This is a genomic window from Pseudomonas sp. PS02303 (assembly GCF_029959925.1).
GTDB lineage: Bacteria > Pseudomonadota > Gammaproteobacteria > Pseudomonadales > Pseudomonadaceae > Aquipseudomonas > Aquipseudomonas mandelii.
This window is the reverse complement of the sequence record NZ_JASCOM010000013.1, coordinates 17,839-34,613: the sequence shown is the minus strand read 5'-3', so window position 1 is coordinate 34,613 and position 16,775 is coordinate 17,839. Positions and strand designations below refer to the sequence as shown.

At 56.6% G+C, this 16,775-nt stretch carries 15 protein-coding genes; 7 read left to right on the top strand and 8 right to left on the bottom strand.

Going from position 1 to position 16,775, the window contains the following annotated elements; genetic code table 11:
* Window positions 1–5: 5 nt before the first annotated feature.
* The 3 genes from QMX98_RS05795 to QMX98_RS05785 all read right to left on the bottom strand — a co-directional run bounded on the left by QMX98_RS05795 (window position 6) and on the right by QMX98_RS05785 (window position 3,083).
* The gene (locus tag QMX98_RS05795; protein WP_282410427.1) at window positions 6–878 is read right to left on the bottom strand and encodes an ABC transporter permease; all 873 of its coding nucleotides are present in this window, start codon (window positions 876–878) and stop codon (window positions 6–8) included.
* A complete protein-coding gene (locus QMX98_RS05790) occupies window positions 865–1,938 on the bottom strand; it encodes an ABC transporter ATP-binding protein (protein WP_172790638.1) in 1,074 nt (357 codons plus the stop codon). The genes QMX98_RS05795 and QMX98_RS05790 overlap by 14 nt, the downstream gene beginning before the upstream one ends.
* Window positions 1,939–2,006: 68 nt before the next feature.
* Window positions 2,007–3,083, bottom strand: a complete 1,077-nt coding sequence (locus QMX98_RS05785) for an ABC transporter substrate-binding protein (RefSeq protein ID WP_221109062.1) — start codon at window positions 3,081–3,083, stop codon at window positions 2,007–2,009.
* A 221-nt stretch (window positions 3,084–3,304) separates the two neighbouring features.
* Between QMX98_RS05785 and QMX98_RS05780 the strand changes: the two genes are divergently transcribed.
* From QMX98_RS05780 to QMX98_RS05770, 3 genes are all read left to right on the top strand, one after another.
* Complete coding sequence (locus QMX98_RS05780) at window positions 3,305–4,201, top strand: LysR substrate-binding domain-containing protein (protein ID WP_221109060.1); 897 nt, start codon at window positions 3,305–3,307, stop codon at window positions 4,199–4,201.
* Between the two features lie 376 nt (window positions 4,202–4,577).
* Window positions 4,578–5,825: a hypothetical protein gene (locus QMX98_RS05775; protein WP_282410426.1), complete on the top strand. Its 1,248-nt coding sequence runs from the start codon at window positions 4,578–4,580 to the stop codon at window positions 5,823–5,825.
* A gap of 557 nt (window positions 5,826–6,382) precedes the next feature.
* The gene (locus QMX98_RS05770; protein WP_172792521.1) at window positions 6,383–6,535 is read left to right on the top strand and encodes a tautomerase family protein; all 153 of its coding nucleotides are present in this window, start codon (window positions 6,383–6,385) and stop codon (window positions 6,533–6,535) included.
* A gap of 356 nt (window positions 6,536–6,891) precedes the next feature.
* On the opposite strand, the gene QMX98_RS05765 is transcribed toward QMX98_RS05770, so the two are convergent.
* From QMX98_RS05765 to QMX98_RS05755, 3 genes are all read right to left on the bottom strand, one after another.
* On the bottom strand, window positions 6,892–7,722 hold the full coding sequence (locus QMX98_RS05765) for a type 1 glutamine amidotransferase domain-containing protein (protein WP_083377140.1): 831 nt from the start codon (window positions 7,720–7,722) through the stop codon (window positions 6,892–6,894).
* 273 nt (window positions 7,723–7,995) lie between these two features.
* Window positions 7,996–8,745 carry a creatininase family protein gene (locus QMX98_RS05760; protein WP_033038802.1) on the bottom strand — a complete coding sequence of 250 codons (750 nt, stop codon included), beginning with the start codon at window positions 8,743–8,745 and terminating at the stop codon, window positions 7,996–7,998.
* Between the two features lie 62 nt (window positions 8,746–8,807).
* Window positions 8,808–10,121, bottom strand: coding sequence for an MFS transporter (locus QMX98_RS05755; RefSeq protein WP_282410425.1), 1,314 nt, complete (start codon window positions 10,119–10,121; stop codon window positions 8,808–8,810).
* Window positions 10,122–10,259: 138 nt separating this feature from the next.
* Between QMX98_RS05755 and QMX98_RS05750 the strand changes: the two genes are divergently transcribed.
* The gene (locus tag QMX98_RS05750; protein ID WP_083377141.1) at window positions 10,260–11,192 is read left to right on the top strand and encodes a LysR family transcriptional regulator; all 933 of its coding nucleotides are present in this window, start codon (window positions 10,260–10,262) and stop codon (window positions 11,190–11,192) included.
* A gap of 133 nt (window positions 11,193–11,325) precedes the next feature.
* Here the strand turns inward: QMX98_RS05750 and QMX98_RS05745 are convergent, their stop codons facing one another.
* The gene (locus QMX98_RS05745) at window positions 11,326–12,060 is read right to left on the bottom strand and encodes a FadR/GntR family transcriptional regulator (RefSeq protein ID WP_145310806.1); all 735 of its coding nucleotides are present in this window, start codon (window positions 12,058–12,060) and stop codon (window positions 11,326–11,328) included.
* Between the two features lie 260 nt (window positions 12,061–12,320).
* Between QMX98_RS05745 and QMX98_RS05740 the strand changes: the two genes are divergently transcribed.
* Complete coding sequence (locus QMX98_RS05740; RefSeq protein ID WP_083377142.1) at window positions 12,321–13,427, top strand: mandelate racemase/muconate lactonizing enzyme family protein; 1,107 nt, start codon at window positions 12,321–12,323, stop codon at window positions 13,425–13,427.
* A gap of 62 nt (window positions 13,428–13,489) precedes the next feature.
* Window positions 13,490–14,473, top strand: coding sequence for an AEC family transporter (locus tag QMX98_RS05735; protein WP_348967356.1), 984 nt, complete (start codon window positions 13,490–13,492; stop codon window positions 14,471–14,473).
* Window positions 14,474–14,723: 250 nt separating this feature from the next.
* On the opposite strand, the gene QMX98_RS05730 is transcribed toward QMX98_RS05735, so the two are convergent.
* Window positions 14,724–15,083: a hypothetical protein gene (locus QMX98_RS05730; protein WP_033040636.1), complete on the bottom strand. Its 360-nt coding sequence runs from the start codon at window positions 15,081–15,083 to the stop codon at window positions 14,724–14,726.
* Window positions 15,084–15,671: 588 nt separating this feature from the next.
* On the opposite strand from QMX98_RS05730, the gene QMX98_RS05725 reads away from it, so the two are divergent.
* The gene (locus tag QMX98_RS05725; RefSeq protein WP_282410424.1) at window positions 15,672–16,745 is read left to right on the top strand and encodes an FAD-binding oxidoreductase; all 1,074 of its coding nucleotides are present in this window, start codon (window positions 15,672–15,674) and stop codon (window positions 16,743–16,745) included.
* The last annotated feature ends 30 nt before the right edge of the window (window positions 16,746–16,775 follow it).

The window sequence follows — 16,775 nt, the reverse complement described above, 5'->3', positions numbered from 1 at the left end:
GCGGGTTACTCGAAGACTTGCTTGAAGCGACGCTCGGCCAGCTTGCTGCAACCCAGAATGATGATCAGGTTGGCAACCAGCAGGAGCATTGCGATGGCGGCGCCGAGAGGCCAGTTGAGGGTGCCGAGGAATTCGTCGTAGGCCGCCGTCGCCACCACTTTCAGGCGTCGACCACCAATGATCGCGGGGGTAGCGAAAGCTGACGCCGCCAGGGCGAAGACAATGATCGAGCCGGAGAGAATGCCGGGCATGATCTGCGGCAGGATGATGCGGCGGAACACCGTGAGACGCGACGCACCGAGGGACAGTCCGGCCCATTCCACCTGCAGATCCAGGCGCTGCAAGGTGGCCCACACGGCAATCACCATGAACGGCACCAGCACGTGGGTCAGGGCGATGATCACACCGAACTGGGTGAACAACATCTTCACCGGCTGATCAGTAATTCCCAACGTCTGCAAGGCGTCGTTGATCAGGCCGTTGTTGCCCAGCAGGATCGCCCAGCCGAGCGTGCGGACCACCACCGAGATCAGCAGCGGCCCCAGCACCACCAGCAGAAACAACGAACGCCAACGCGGTGCCATGCGCGCAATGATGATAGTTTCCGGCACGCCGAGCAGCACGCAGAGGACCGTGACAGCCAGCGCCATGCCGCCGGTGCGCAGGAAGATTTCGTGGAAATAACCGTCCTTGAACACCTCCAGATAGTTACCGAGGCTGTAGACCGGCAACACGCCTTCGGTGTCGCTGAACAGGTTGAGTGACAACACCGCGGTCAATAGCAGAGGCACCAGTAACAGCGCGATGAAGACCAGCAACGCCGGGCCACTCAGCAACCACGGCGCGACGCCGACGTGTTCGGCATCATACCTGGCCATGGGCGACCTCCCGGTCCAACAGACGCAGGTCGTCGTCGGACCAGTCCAACCCGACTTCAGTGCTTTCATCGGGCGGTGGCGTGCCCAGGTTGGGCTGGGTCATGTGCACCACACCAAAGTTACTTTCCACCGCGATCAACCACAGGTTGCCGAGGAACACGCGCAAGCGAATGCGTCCGTTCAAACGCCCCCTGCCCGCCTCCGTCAGACGTATTTTTTCCGGACGGATGTAGACATTGACGTCGTTACCCAGCGAGCGATCTTCGTGGGGCACGTGCAACAACGTGTCCTTGACCTGCACATTGCAGCAGCGATCGTTGCGGGTTTGCACCGCGCCGGCGAAGGCGTTGGTCTTGCCCAGGAACGCTGAGGCGAACGGTGAATGCGGCCGTTCGTACGCTTCGTACGGCGTATCGATTTGCACGATTCGACCTTTTTGCATCACCGCGATGCGGTCGCTCATGGTCATGGCCTCGACCTGATCGTGGGTCACCAGAATCGTGGTAATGCCCAGGTCACGCTGAATCGCCCGCAACTCAATGTGCATCTCTTCGCGCAGCTTGGCATCGAGGTTGGACATGGGCTCGTCGAGCAGCAACAGGTTAGGTCGAATCGCCAGGGCCCGAGCAATGGCAACCCGTTGCCGTTGCCCGCCGGACAGCGCTTTGGGATAACGCTCACCCAGGCCACCGAGGCGCACCAGACCCAGAGCTTCGTCGATGCGCTGGCTGCGTTCGGCCTTTGGTACGCCGCGCATTTCCAGGCCAAAACTGATGTTTTGCGCCACGGTCATGTGCGGGAACAGCGCGTAGCTTTGAAAGACGATGCCCAGGCCCCGCTGTTCGGGACGCACATGGGTAATGTCGCGGCCATCGAGGACGATGCGCCCTTCGGTTGGCTGGACGAAGCCTGCAATGGATTGCAGCGTGGTGGTCTTGCCGCATCCAGAGGGCCCGAGCAACGCGATGAATTCGCCGTGCCGGACTTCCAGGTTCAATCCGTCGATGGCCCTGAAACTGCCATACGTCTTGACGATGCCTTCAAGTGTGAGAAATGCCATTGGCTTGCCACGCAGGCACGGGCCTGCGTCTCCAGAATGATTTCGGGAAGGATCGGAGCAATGAGCGGCTAGCGTTCGACCGTGCGATTCCAGCGCGTCGTCCACTCGCTGCGCTGCGGGTTGATCGTGTCCCAGTCGACTTTGATCAACGCATTGACCTTCTCCGGGCCATAGGGCATGCGTGCGGCAATGTCCGGCTCGAGGGTGACGGTCTGGTTGACCGGGGCGAAACCGTTTTGCCGGGCCTGGATTTTCTGCACTTCAGGTGACAACACGTACTGAATGAATTGCTGCGACAGTTCGGGCTGCGCGTTGGGCGTGATGCCACAAGCGGCGACCTGCAAAGCAATCGCGCCTTCTTTGGGGTAAATAAATTTGAGGGGGAAACCGGTCTCCTGCAGCGCCACCGCACGACCACTGCCATACACCGCCATGACCACGTCACCGTTCTGCATCATCCCGTCCATTTCACCGGGCGCCGATACCCAGGCCAGGACGTTCGGGCCGATTTCATCTTTGAGCGCCTTGAAGCCGGGGTCGATGTCCTTTTCACCCCCGCCGCGCAGACGGGCCATTTCCACCAGGGTGTGCAAGCCGTAGGTGTTGGTGACTGGCGGCATGCCAAGCAATTGCTTGTAGCGTGGGTCGGTCAGGTTTTCCCAGGAATCGGGTGGTGCCCAGCCACGTTTCCTGAACGCCTCTTCGTTGTAGCCAATGCCAGTGGCGACCATGCCGACAGCGGTTGCTTCAGGGCTGAGTCGCGCCAGCGGATAGAGGTCTTTGTAGACGGGGGCATCGCTGAGTTTTTCGCACAGACCCAACTGGAGTGCCTGGTACATCGGCCCATCGTCCATCATCGCCACATTGATCTGCTGACGACCTTTCTGAGCCTGCAGTTTGGCCAGGGTTTCGGTGGAGTTGCCTGCGACGTAAACCACTTTGACGTTGTGCTGTTTCTCGAACGCGGGGATGACTTGAGTCTTGTACATCTGCTCGGTGGAACCGCCGACACCCGCGACATACAGCGTCGGCTCGGCGAATGCGGCGCCACTGCCCAGCCCGACAAGGGCGGCAGCGACAGCAGTGGCGATGCGGGTTAGAGGGCGAAACGACGGCTTGATCAAGGTCGAGTTAGGGTTATTCACAGACTATCTCCGAAGTGCGTGGGGCAGATCGAACAATGCGTCAGTCGCTTCGGTGTCAATCGAAGCTATGCACCGTGGTGCATGTCCCGGCGAATACATCACGGGATGGCGCATCTTCATGTGCGCTATGGGTTGCTGGTCTGGAGTATTGCGATGCACTATCCATGTGGTCAAATCACAATATCCGGGTTAGTTATTCATATTTGATATGGATGGTCGGCATGAATCTCAGGCAGATAGAAGCGTTCCGCAGCGTCATGCGATTGGGTTCCATGACCGCCGCGGCGGAAGTGCTGTATACCTCGCAGCCCAATGTCAGTCGGCTGATTGCACAGCTGGAACTGAGCACCGGGTTGACCCTGTTCAAACGTGCGGGAGTGCGGCTGATTCCGACTCAGGAGGGTCAGGCGTTCTTTCATGAAGTGGAACGCGCTTATGTCGGCCTCGACAGTCTCAAGCATTCGGCGAAGAACATCCGAAATCTGGGCACCGGACGTTTGCGCGTGGCGGCCGTGCCCTCAACGGGCATGAGCGTGCTTCCCGGGGTGATCAAGCACTTCACCGATTCACGCCCGGAGCTCACGGTGTCGTTGCACGTGAACTCTTCGCCGACGGTGGAGCAATGGGTGAAATCGCAGTTTTGCGACCTCGGCATCGTGGTTCATCCCGGCGACGTCAACAGTCAACAGGTCGAGTTGCTCGCCGAAATAGCGGCCGTGTGCGTGTTGCCGCGCTCACATGTGCTGGCAGAACGCTCGCAGATCACCTACGAAGACCTCGAAGGGCAAGCATTCATTTCGCTCTGTCATGGCGATGGCACACGCTCATTGGTGGATGGTTTGTTCGAGCAAGCTGGCGTCGAACGGGTGATGGCAGTCGAAGCGCAATACAGCGCGATCAACTGCGAAATGGTTGCGCTCGGCATGGGCATCACCCTCGCCCATCCATTGGTCGCCAAGGATTATCAGCATCGGGATATCGTGATTAGACCGTTCAGACCGGACATCCTATTTCCAACCTACTTGATCTGGCCGACAGCCCAGTCAAGGACGCGACTGGCCGAGGAATTCGCCGATACGCTGAAGACGTATTACAGAGACTCGCTGAACTCTATTTAGAAGTCGATCGCGGGCAATAGGGATAGACCCGGAGTTTTTCAAACAGGATAGATAAGGCTTTTATTTCGACTTTGGACACGGCGTCCGCTCGACATGATTTTGCGTCTGACGCAGCTATCTGCTGAACAGTTCAACAGAGAAACTCTGCTAATACGTGAACGGCAGAGATCGGCCAAAAGCAGACGTCCAAAAAAACCTCAACCATGCCGTAGACAGGCCCAGCTATGGGAGGCGCACGTTCTCTTGACGTCAACACCATTTGTCTAGCAAAACTGTTGAGTGGGCTCGTCTACGAGCTGAAAGAAGCGCAAATAATTTTCCGAGCATGCTGATATAGCTCACGTTCGTTGACAACTCTGGTTAAGAGGCGATTCCCTTGAGTAAGCAAAAAAAACCAAGCGAGTTCGATATTCAAGCAGCTCTCCAAGAAGTCTGTACAGCAGATGACGTAAAGAACGCATTTGATCTGTTTAAGTCGAATTTAGAGCTATTAGACAACTGGCGAATCGTTTACGCATGCCAAGACATGCGAGGAGCATTCAAAGTCCCGCGACTAGAATTTGGTAACTCAGGAGTGATCTCTTCCGCTATGGGAGGGCAATCATTAATTGTACTGGATAAAGAGTTCATAAATTCCAAAGGGCCTATTCGGTATGAAATTGGCCATGGGTTATATGCTGATTCAAATGTAGCCTCCTATTTTAGAAGGCTCTCATACAATTCCAGCTCTACAGACAATCTTGAAACGTATAAAAACAATCTCAGGAAAGCGATTGGTGTTGATGGTCTTCAAAGACTAAACCCATTTTATTACATCTGGGAATGCCAGAGAAACTGGAATGAAAAGACCCGCGAGGCATGCGTAGAGACTGTCGCTGCGATTTTGGCTTTTCATATGGATTCTGATCCGCTGGGCCCAGGCTGGAACGATAGATTTATGAATCTTTATCGAGGGACTTGCGAACAGCAGGCAGTGAGTATGATCGATGACCTTCTTACCGAGGCATTGAGCGAAGAAACAATCAATCGGTTGGCGCTGATTGAAGCCATGATCCTACGCACAAAACTCATCGACCTCGGATCCAAGAAATCTGCTCCGCACAAACTCGAGCAATTGATTAGATTTATGTATGAAGAGCTCCAAGTTGTGATGGCAAGAGAGCTTGTAATTTGCGCCGAAATTCTTTATCGGGGCAAAACCAGCCTGACAAAAAAACTGAACTCATTCGAGAGGAGCGAAAACGCAATCGATATTGTAAGAAATGCTGCCTGGGATATTTTCATGCTCAGGATTATGGATGCAATGGTGACCCCTAAAGGTCTTCCACGCGGCGAGGTTTATTTGCCCGTTCTAATCTCCACTGACAAGGACGTACGGGACCTTATCAAACTGACGGAATTGAAAGCCATTGCGGTCTGCCGAACCTCTGGTCGAACGTTTCCATTCATCGACCTTGACTTGTTCGAATGGCTCAACACTCGCTTAGGAGCTAAACGTGTGGAGAACTTAGCCCCTTTGTTTGGACAGGAAGGATTTGAAGCGCGTGCGAAGGGGCGAAGCTTGAGGGCGGTAAAGGAGACGTTAGCTGCCGATCAAGTTCGGCTTCGAGAGCATCAAAAGTAGCCATCTTTTAGGCCACCCGTTTATGTCTCATTTTGATGTTGCGACGAGGCAGCCACTGCAGTCGGCCGACAGCTTTCATCTGTGAAGGGCAGCTCTGAGTCGGTAGTAGGCAGCGGCGACTGACTGCAATCGGCCAGAAGCGGTCATTCAATATCGCTATCCATCTGTCTCCCTAGCGTGCGAAATTACCAGCCCTTCAATTTCTCTCAAAGGCAGGTTCATGACCTCCACTCAGGCGGTCTCGAATTTTTAAGGCCCATGAGTGGGGTTGACCACACAGGGCTAAAGAAGCGTTGCAAGGAAGCATGGGACACACCTCTAGAGAGGTTGCGAGTAAAGAAGGAGCAAAGCGTTTGTGAATGGCTGGGAGTTACCCCTGATCGTCCACACGCCGGGTCAAAAGTCGGGATAGCGCTGGGGACTCTGGGGCTTCGGCCCATAAACGGGCTAAAGGTTAATCCGGAAAACGGCACAACCGGCTGGTATCTGTGGTGCGGTATGGAGTGGTCCGAGGCTGATGATTTTTTCACCCCTGCATGTAGAACACATCACGGACTATCTACCGGAAGTTGTCGAATACCTTTGAGCGAAACTTGGCTATAAATCCGGTTGATGTTGAAATCACAATACTTGAGCAGCCAAGTCATTGCTGGGGATTCCGAGGGATCACAGGCGATGAGGCAACCTTGAGCTACAGGGTTAACGTATAAAAAGCGGTTCAAACCGTTCGCTTCGAGGCAGGTGAGATGCGACTTAGCAGATTATCGATCACATCTTGACTTCAGTTCGGACCAATCCGGTACTTTGTACGAGGCCCTCTACCAAGCGATAACGTCGTTGGCACAAGAATTTGAAGCCGGGCATTCGAAGGCGGGAACAACGACTATCGGGCGGTAAAATCTCTAAACGAGGGCATTACGAGCGGCCCTTGGGCTTGGACGAAATGTGCGGGTGTCGTCTTCCGACACATTAGCGTGCAGCGTGTCGGGATAGACGGTGGCGCTGGAGCCAATGCAGATCGACCCCAGCACCTACGGCCCGGTTTGCCCGGAACGGCCGCCCAGGATTACTTCAGTTTCGCCACCATGGCCACGGCGACTGCCTTGGCCGACTGTGGGTTCTGGCCGGAAATGACTTCGCGATCTTCGATCACGTTCTCGCTCCATGGCTTGGCTTCGGAGAAGTTAGCACCGGCTGCCGTCAGGCCATCCTGCGGGAACAGTTTCATATGGCCGCCGCCGAGGAAACCTTTGGCCTGCTCCTCTTCCGCGTCGGTGAAGGCGGTGACTTTGTAGCCCTTGTAAATCCAATTGGCTGGCGCTGCCGGCTGTTTGCCCGATTCCAGTGCGGAGACAAAACCGTGCGCATCCGGGATCGCCGACAACATGGCTATGGTGCCATGGCAGGTGAAGCCGGTGATCTTGCCTTTTTCGTGGAAGTTGGTCAGCAGTTGGCCCAGTTGCTTGTCCTTCAGCAGATCCTGCATCGGGATATGACCGCCAGGCACGAATACGGCATCGAACTTGTCGTAGCCGATTTTCTGAACCTGCGCGAAGCTGATTGCCGGCGAGCCGCTCTTCGAGGTCAGCTTCAGCGTGTCCAGCAGCGCAAGACTTTCCTGACGGGCCTTTTCATCGCCGCCCCAGAAGCTCACATCATTGGATTTCTGGTCTGCGGTTGGCGCCTTGCCGCTAGGGGTGGCAAATACGACGGTTTGACCCGCCTCGATGAAGGTCTGCACCGGTTGCATTAATTCGTTCAGGAAGAAGCCTGTTTGCATGACCTTGCCGTCTTTCAGGTCCAGTTGAGCCTGATCCGACAGTACAACCAATACCGTGCCGGCGTTGGCATAGTTAGCGGCAGCGGTTAGCAGGGCGGCAATAATGGTTTTTTTCACGCGATTCTCCAGTAGCAATGGTTTGTTGGCGCCATCTTATTACTAGAGCAGAGAGTGATAGAGCCCCTGAATTGAATTTCACTTATTACACTGAGTAATCAATAGTTGGAGCTTGCTGTCGCTGAAGTGCTAGGCCTGTGGTTGAAATTTTCTCGGTGAAAACTCCGGGGCATGGATAACCCTCCGTATCAACGATCGTAGGGATTTCCTCAAACAGGACGTGCCAACGCCCGGAAATACCGGGCGTTGGCCAATTGAAAAGACTGTGATTGTTCAGCCAGGCATTGATTCGCGGCTGAAAGCGTCCAGCTCCCGCACCAGGCTCTGTGCTGCCAGCATGACCAGTTCACGACCTTTGTCTGGCGTCGCCAGCGCCGGGTCCGAACCCATGCGGCCATCGGGGTGGCGTGCGCGGAAGTCCATCGCTTCGCGGATCGGGCCCCAAGGGGCGATCTGCGGCGAGTATTCAGCCGATTTGATCGAATCCGGGTAGGCCCATTGTGTGACCGCAATCTCGGACGGCGTGGCATGAACGCCGTGCCCCGTAGGAAACTGCTCGCGCGCAAGCTCCCCTACCCCCTCAAGGTCCCACCAATTGCACAACTTCAGCGCGAACCCTGCTGGGCGTCGAGCGAAGCTGGCTTCGGCGTAGAGCTCAGAGAACGCCGCCTCAATCGATGCAACGTTGCCACCGTGGCCATTGAGAAAGAGGATTTTTTCAAACCCGTGAGCGGCCAGCGAGCGCACCCAATCGCCAATCGCCGCAATGAAGGTCGACGGACGCAGCGAGATGGTTCCAGGGAACCCAAGATGGTGCTGGGCCATGCCGATATTGAAGGTCGGTGCAATCAGGATGTCTGCGTTTTTTTGCGCTTCACCGGCAATGATTTCCGGGCACATCCAGTCGGTCCCCAGAAGACCGGTAGGACCGTGTTGTTCGTTCGAACCAATCGGGATCACGATGGTGCGGCTGCGTTGAAGAAATTGGCCGATCTCGGCCCAGGTCGACAGGTGTAAAAGCATTTGAGTTCTCTCTTTTAAAGGGTTCCTTGCGGAACATGACAAAGGACGCGGGTGGCAACAGATCAACCCGCACTGTATTCCGGAATCGCGCCGTCACGCGCTTTCGGCTTGGTCGACAGGATCACCAATGCTGCGCACAAAAATACGCAACCCACGATAACGACGCCAAGATTTGCGCTGCCGGTTGCGGTTTTTGCCCAGCCGATTATGGCCGGCCCCCAGAAGCCGCCGGAAAGACCGATGGTATTAATCAAGGCAATGCCCCCTGCCGCCGCCTCGCCCTTGATGTGTTCGGAGGGCATCGCCCACAACACGGTGTAGGCCATGAACATCATGGCGGTTGCCACGGTCAGCAGTACCAGCGCGGCCGTCAGGTTGCCGTCGGCAAAAGGGTACATAAGGAGCAGGATCGCGCCGATCCCCGCCGGCACTGCGCAGTGATAGCGTCTTTCACCGACACGGTCCGACCGGCGCCCTATCCAGTACATGCCGCAAGCGGCGGCGACATAGGGAATCGCGGCGTACCAACCCAGTTGCATGGTGTCGTTGACGCCTTGGGCCTTGAGGATTGCCGGCAGCCAGAAACTCATGGCATAGATCGAGAAGATGATGCAGAAATAGGCGCTGGCGAGAATATAGATTTTCGGGTCGCGCAACACTGCACGGAACGAATGGACGCGCCCGGTCGATTCACCCAGCTCACTGGCCAGCAAGGCCTTTTCTTCCTGGCTCAGCCAGCGCGCCTCAGCGGGTCGATTGGAAAGGATGAAAAAAGTCAGCACACCGAGGAAAACGCACGGCAAGCCTTCAATCAAAAACATCCACTGCCAGCCGGCCAGACCACCAACGCCTTCGAACGTTGTGATCAACCACGCAGACAGTGGGCCGCCCACAATGCCGCCAATGGGGCCGGCGATAAACACGATCGCAATGGCCCGCGCCATACGCTTGGGACCGTACCAGCAGGACAGGTAATAAATCATGCCCGGTGCAAAACCGGCTTCGAACACACCCAGCAGAAAGCGCATGGCGTAAAACATCGGAACGTTGCGCACGAACAACATGCAGGCCGAGGTGATGCCCCAACACACCAGAATACGGCTGAAGGTTTTCCTCGCGCCGACCTTCGGCAGCATCAGGTTGCTCGGCAACTCGAACAATACGTACCCCAGAAAGAAAATACCGGCGCCCGCACCATAGGCAGCATCGGAAAGACCAAGGTCATTTTGCATCTGCAGTTTGGCAAAGCCGACGTTGATCCGGTCCAGATACGCAAATACGTAACAGATGAACAGCAGCGGCAGCAGCCGCCAGTTGAGCTTGCGGTAAAGGGCTGAAATGGCATCACTTCGTGCCGGCGCCTGAAGAATTGACATGCGAATCTCCCGTTATTCTTGTTGGTCCGAGTTCGTGTCAGAGAATGTTGCACCGGCACCTCATGACCAGCAAGAGCAACTAAGTTCGTGTAGTGTTGCTCTACAGGCAACGCAACATCTCTGGAGAGAGTTCCCGGCATGCGCGAAATCAATCAACAACGGCTTCGGTATTTTCATGAGGTGCTGACTCACGGATCGATCCGTGGCGCGGCCGACAACATCAATACGTCGCCCTCGGTGATCACGCGCCAGATCAAGCTGCTGGAAGAGGAAATCGGCGCCAAACTATTCGAGCGCCAGGCACGCGGTGTTCAGCCCACCGAGGCCGCGGCGCACTTGCTGGAGTTCTGGCGCGGCTATCGATCGCACCAGGAGAAACTCGAAGATCAGTTGCAAGCGATCAAGGGCCTGCAGCAAGGCCATGTGCGCGTCGTCATCAGCGAGGGATATGTCGATGCGTTGGTCGACAACGTGCTCGCGCCGTTCTGCAAGCAGTACCCCAAGCTTGATGTGCGGCTGGACATTCTGCCCGTCGACGATGTCCTCAACGAAGTCGCCGAAAACCGTGCGCACATCGGCCTTGCGTACAATCCGCCGCCGCATCCGCACATCGACTACCGCGCGACGTTTTCGCAACCGGTGATGCTGCTGGTTCGCCCGGATCATCCGTTGGCATCGCGGGGCGCGGCGGCAACCGTCGAGGATATCCTCGCCTGCCAACTGGTCCTGACACCCACGACGTTCGGTATCGGTCATGCGATCAAGATGCTCGAGTATGCCGAGAAAATCGAGATCCGCCCGGTACTCGTCAGCAACTCCCTCGCGGCGCTCAAGCGCATGGTGGAGGACGGCGGTTTTGCTTCGTTGCTCGGCGAATTCGCGGCCTATCGGGAAATCGCCAACGGCAGCCTGGCGGCGGTATCGATCGACCATCCGTTGTTTCTTGGGGTTGAAGCAAAACTGTTGGTGAAGTCCGGCCGACCGTTGGCCGCCCCTGCTCAAGAGCTACTGAACTGGATGTTGCAGCGCTTGCCGATGTTTGCGTCTGATACGGGAGTGCCGAGCGCCTGACCAGAGACAAGTCATCCCTACTCCCTCGCCTTCTCTCCTGGTGGAACAGACGTGTTCGAGATGCTCGGAAGGCCAAAGGAACAACCTGCCCAGGTTGTAGAACAACGAAACAAGATCCGCTCGGCTCAAACCATCAGAAAAATGTGATCTCGTAGCCGAATCGCGAGGCTGCGTTGACGATATGTTCCCCCATGATCTGGCGTGCCGCCGTCGCATTTCGATCGATAAAAGCCTGCACGAGTTCTTCATGCTCCCCGCGCGCCGCGTGAGGAATGTTGCTGAACACCGGGCCGCGCCGCGCGAAGTTCATGGTGATCAGTGCGCGCATTGGCTCGAGCACTGTGCGAATCATCGTCTCGAGATAGTCGTTGCCCGACGCTGCCGCAACGGCCCTGTGAAAATCGAGGTCGGCGTTGACCGTTTCCAGGGTCGGTTCGCCTTCGTATTGCATGCGCAAGACCGCGGCCTGAATGACTTTCAACTTGGCCGGGGTCATGTGCGAGGCGGTGAGCGCGGCGGCCTGGCTTTCCAGGACGGCCCGCACTTCAAACATGTTTCGGATGGTGTTGTCACCGTCCAGCATCGGCGCACTCGCCTGCGGTGCCAAAGGCTCTGACGCTTGGGAGGCGGCGGAGACGAAGACGCCTACGCCCTGGCGAGACTGAATCAGCCCCTGCGCCCGCAGCGTGGCGATGCCCTCGCGCACCACGTTGCGGCTGACGCCGAAGTTCTGCGAGAGAAACTGTTCAGTGGGCAAACGGTCTCCCGGCCGCAGCCGCCCGGAAGCAATCTCATCGCTCAGCGAGCGGGCGATGTGCTCGGCCAGATGAGGTCGGCGGGTTACGGGTTGCACATTCATTTCACTCATTCTTTTTTCTCCCCTCACTTGTCTACTTAATCTACATCAGAAGACTTGTTCCTGACAGTTGAAACTGAAATTCGCAAAACACATCAACCACTTAATCCAATTAAAACAAGGACTTATCTAATAAATAGGTTAAAGCTTGCTGAAATGCCGCAGTTATTCTGTTGAAGGACAACAGGATGTGATGTACGTTGCCCTCAACCTGACACGGACGAATAAAAAATTGCCGTGTCAGCTTCGCAACCCGCTTGAGGCGCAATCCTATGAAAATTGCCAGCATTGAAACCATTCCGCTTCGTATTCCCTTCACCACGGGCGGCCCGTCGGCCGGCGGGGTCTGGGGGCCGAAAGACCTGCAAATGGTCGACTCTCTCGTGGTCAAGATCACCACCGACGACGGGATCGTTGGCTGGGGCGAAACCTTCGGCTTCACCGCAATCCCGGCGGTAAAAGTGGTGATCGACACCATCCTTGCGCCTGAACTGATTGGCAGCGATGTCACTCGACGGGAGAAATTACAGGGCGATCTGCAGAGGAAGTTTCACGTTTTCGGTCGCAGCGGCGCGTTCATCTATGGCCTCTCGGCGATTGACATCGCGCTGTGGGATATCGCGGGCAAAGCCGCCGAAAAACCGATTTACCAGTTGCTGGGCGGCAGTGAGGCCACGTCTCTTGCGGCGTACGCAAGCCTGATCCGGTATGCAGACCCCGAACTCATCCGCGTCAATGTGCAGCGCGCAGTCAACAGCGGTTTCCGCCACCTCAAGCTGCACGAAGTGGATATCGACGTCATCCGCGCTGCGTGCGAAGCCGCTGGCCCCGGCGTGGAAATCACCCTCGACGTCAACGCTCCGTGGACGGTGCGCGAAGCGCTGGACATGACCGAGAAACTTCGCCCGTTGAACCTGCGCTGGATCGAAGAACCGGTGTGGCCGCCGGAAGACTATTCAGGGCTGGCAAGGGTGCGCGCGCACGGCGGCATCCCGGTTGCGGCTGGCGAAAATGCTTCGACGCTCATGGACTTCCAGCACCTGCTTGAGGCCGGCGCGGTGGATTTCGTGCAGCCAAGCCCCGCCAAAATGGGCGGCATCACCGAACTGCAAAAAGTCTATGCACTGGCGAACGCCCATGGCGTCACCGTGATGGTCCACGCCTTTTATGACGGCCCCGGCCTGCTGGCGGCGGTGCATGGAAGTGCAGCCCTGGGCGGCGCCAAGTCACTGGTCGAATGGCGTTACTTCGACCTCGAAGCGCAACTCTATGGCGACGCCATCATCCCGCGTAACGGACGCATCGACGTACCGCAAGGGCCGGGACTCGGCATCGAGCCTGACCAGGACGTCATCCGGGATTACCGCTTCAAACCTTGACCCCATAAGCCGCTGGCTCATTGCAACATTGATCGACGCCGACGTGTCGGCCTCGATCAGCCATGACGACATTCTTGATAAAAATAAATACGAGGATTGATGACATGTTAGACAGGATCGTAGGACCCATCTTGCCCGTCGCCTTTGTGATCGCGCTGGGCTATATCGCCGGCAAGCGCGGACGGCTGACCCATTCGGACAGCCTGCTGATCAGCCGCCTGGTGCTGGGCTGGATATTCCCGGCGCTGCTTTTTGTCGGGATGGCGAGCACGCCCCGTGAACAGCTCTTCGACTTCAAGTTCATCGTGGCGACGTTCATTGGCATCATGGGCATGTACACGATAGCGCTGGCGATCGGCTGGTTCAGCACTCGCGATCTCAAGGTGGCAACGCTCAAGGGCTTCGTGAACGGTTATCCAGACGCCGCCTTCATGGGCATCCCTATCCTGGGTGCAATGTTCGGCGCGGGCAGCATCTACTCGGTGCTGGTACTCAACCTGGTCGCGAGCCTGGTGATGATCCCGCTGACGACCATGTTGCTCACCATCGCCGATGGAAAGGCCAGTGGCGGCCAGGCGTTTTTGTCGAGCCTTTCAGGGGCGGTACGTCGTCCGCTGATGTGGGCGCCGGCCCTGGGGATTCTACTGTCCGTGCTGCAGGTCAAATTGCCTGCGCTTGCGGCGGAGTCTTTCACCCTTCTCGGCAAGGCCACGCCCGGTGTATCGCTGCTGTGCCTGGGACTGATCATGTCGTCGGAGAAACTGAAAATGTCCGGTGAAGTCTGGGGCAACCTTGGGCTCAAGCTGCTCATTCACCCGGTGTTAATGTTCGGCGCCACGGTACTGCTCGGCACTCATGGCCTGTACGCACAACAGATGATCCTGCTTTGCGCCCTTCCATCGGCGACGATCCCGGCGATGTTTGCGAACCAGACCGGCGCCTATCAAAGCGAAGCCGCGACCTCCATTCTGGTCAGCACCGTGCTGTCGATCGTGACGTTCTCCTTTGCGATCTACCTGATTGATGGCGGGCTTGCCGCTACTTGACTGCTGGCTCGCGCAGGCGCCCGGCTGAAATCGCTGCAGCGGCAGAGGCGTTAAATAAACACGCCGGAGGCTGATACCACCGCCCTAAAAAACGGGACGCCAAGCGTCCCGTTTTTACAAACACAAATAGAACAAACAACAAACAACCTGTGGCGAGGGAGCTCGCTCCCGCTGGCCTGCGCAGCAGGCCCATCTGTTAAGGCCGCCTCGCCACCCAGTGCAAGCAATCCCCCTCACCACAGGTCAGCAACTACTTAGACGGCTCAACCCTATCCAACACCCGGTTCGCCGTGATCTCCGCCACCATGATGCTGTTTGAAATGCCCAGCAAGGCATAGCGCGACTCCCCCTCCAGATGATCCACCAACTGATGGACCATCACGTCGACCGACGCCAACGTCTCGACCAAAAAAACCGCCAGGGTTTCGGCTGTGGCCTCCGGGTCCACGGAAAACAGTTTGCTGGAGGTACGCGGGGTGGCTTTGATATCGGCGCTTGATGGGAAGTGGAAATCGAGGGCGCGTTCGGCGGCTTCGTTGAGTTTTTTTGAATCGGGTTCGTAGGGGGACACTGGATTGGTGTCGGGTGGATTCGGGGTGGCCTTAAACATAGTTCTGTCTCCAACATATGGAGCCATCACCGAACGCTGCTAAACGTAAGGTGGCAGCTGTGTGCAGGTTAGCAGACCGGCGGAGACGAAATCCGGCGCGCCCGAGGGCGCCCTGCGCACAGCTACCATAAAGTGCAGGCATGAAATGACCTGACTGTCTGGATGCAGATACGCTTCGTCACGACGGGCTGCTAAACCCGATCACTGAAGGGCAGTGACGGGAATCAAGTTACCGAGCAGCCCAAAAGCGCACAAGCCGGCGGATTCTGGTGCAGCCGTAGGCAACGGCGCAAGGTTTTGTAGCTTTCAGGACGTAACCTTGAGGGCGTTTAAACATGCGCGCTCAAGGGTTGTTGAAAAAGCTGATACGCGCTTCCTACAGGCGGTGAAAGCTTCGAAAAAAATTCAGGAAGCCACTGCCGTATTTACAAGATGACCGTCACAAGTGTGATAGCAACGTGGTCTCTTGAATCAGCCTGCTATCGGCCAAAAGAAAACACTCAAAAAGCGTCCTGGACGATCAGGTTCTCATGTCATGAAATCATCCAGCTGTCGTACCATCGTCACATCGACAGAACGGAGGTTGATATGGGAAATGGTCAGGGCAGACGAGTCGTTGTCATTGGTGCAGGCATCGTTGGCGCGTCATTGGCGTATCACTTGGCCGGTAAAGGCGCGAATGTCACCTTGGTAGAGGCTGAAGATATAGCTTCGGGAGTGACTGGCAGCTCATTCGCTTGGCTCAATACCTCACACCCCGAACCAGACCCAATTGCGCAACTGCGCGGTTCTGCCATCAAGGAGTACCGCCGACTCGAAACGCAGCTGCCTGGTCTGGAGATACGATGGACAGGTGCCTTGTCTTACAGCGTGATGGCGATTGGAGCGCTGCCGATCCCAGGTCACCAAGCTTCGGCAAATCTGGTGTCTCGATCGCAGATTCTCGACCTTGAACCAAATCTCAAGAACCCTCCCCAGTCTGCTCTATATGCGGCTGAAGAAGGAGCGCTGGACGCAGTGGCAGCTACGCATGCGTTGATCGCAGGTGCCCAGGCGTATGGGGCGAAGATTCTCACTCAGACGCGAGTGCTCGGTTTTGTAACCCAGAGTGCAACGGTGACCGGAGTCGAAACAACAATAGGCATCATCGATGCCGATATTGTCGTATTGGCAGCCGGGACAGGCATCACGAAGCTGACAGACATGCTTGGAGTGTCCCTGCCGATAGAGGCCTCGCCTGCCATTTTCATCCGTTACAAGTCACAACCCAACCTCGTGCACACCCTCATCTCCAGCCCTGAAATGGAAGTGAGGCAAAGTTCGGATGGTGCGTTGCTGGCGGCGGAAGATTACCTGGACGACGCCATGGAAAATCAGCCGGCAGCGATAGCGCTTCGAACTGCCAAGACAATCCAGAACGAACTCCATGGTGTTGTTTCCATAGATCCGGAATGGGCTTGTGTCGGACTCAGGCCCATGCCTGCCGATGGCATCCCCATCATCGGTTATCTACCCCAAGTAGGTGGCGTCTATGTTTGTGCAATGCACCCTGGAATTACTTTGGCGGCGATAGTGGGACGTCTGGCCAGCGAGGAGATCATCGATGACAAGGCGTCCAGTTCCCTTTGCCCATGCCGGCCCGATCGATTTTTGCAAGCGTAGGGGATCCTCTTGTGAGGCAGCAATAGGTCA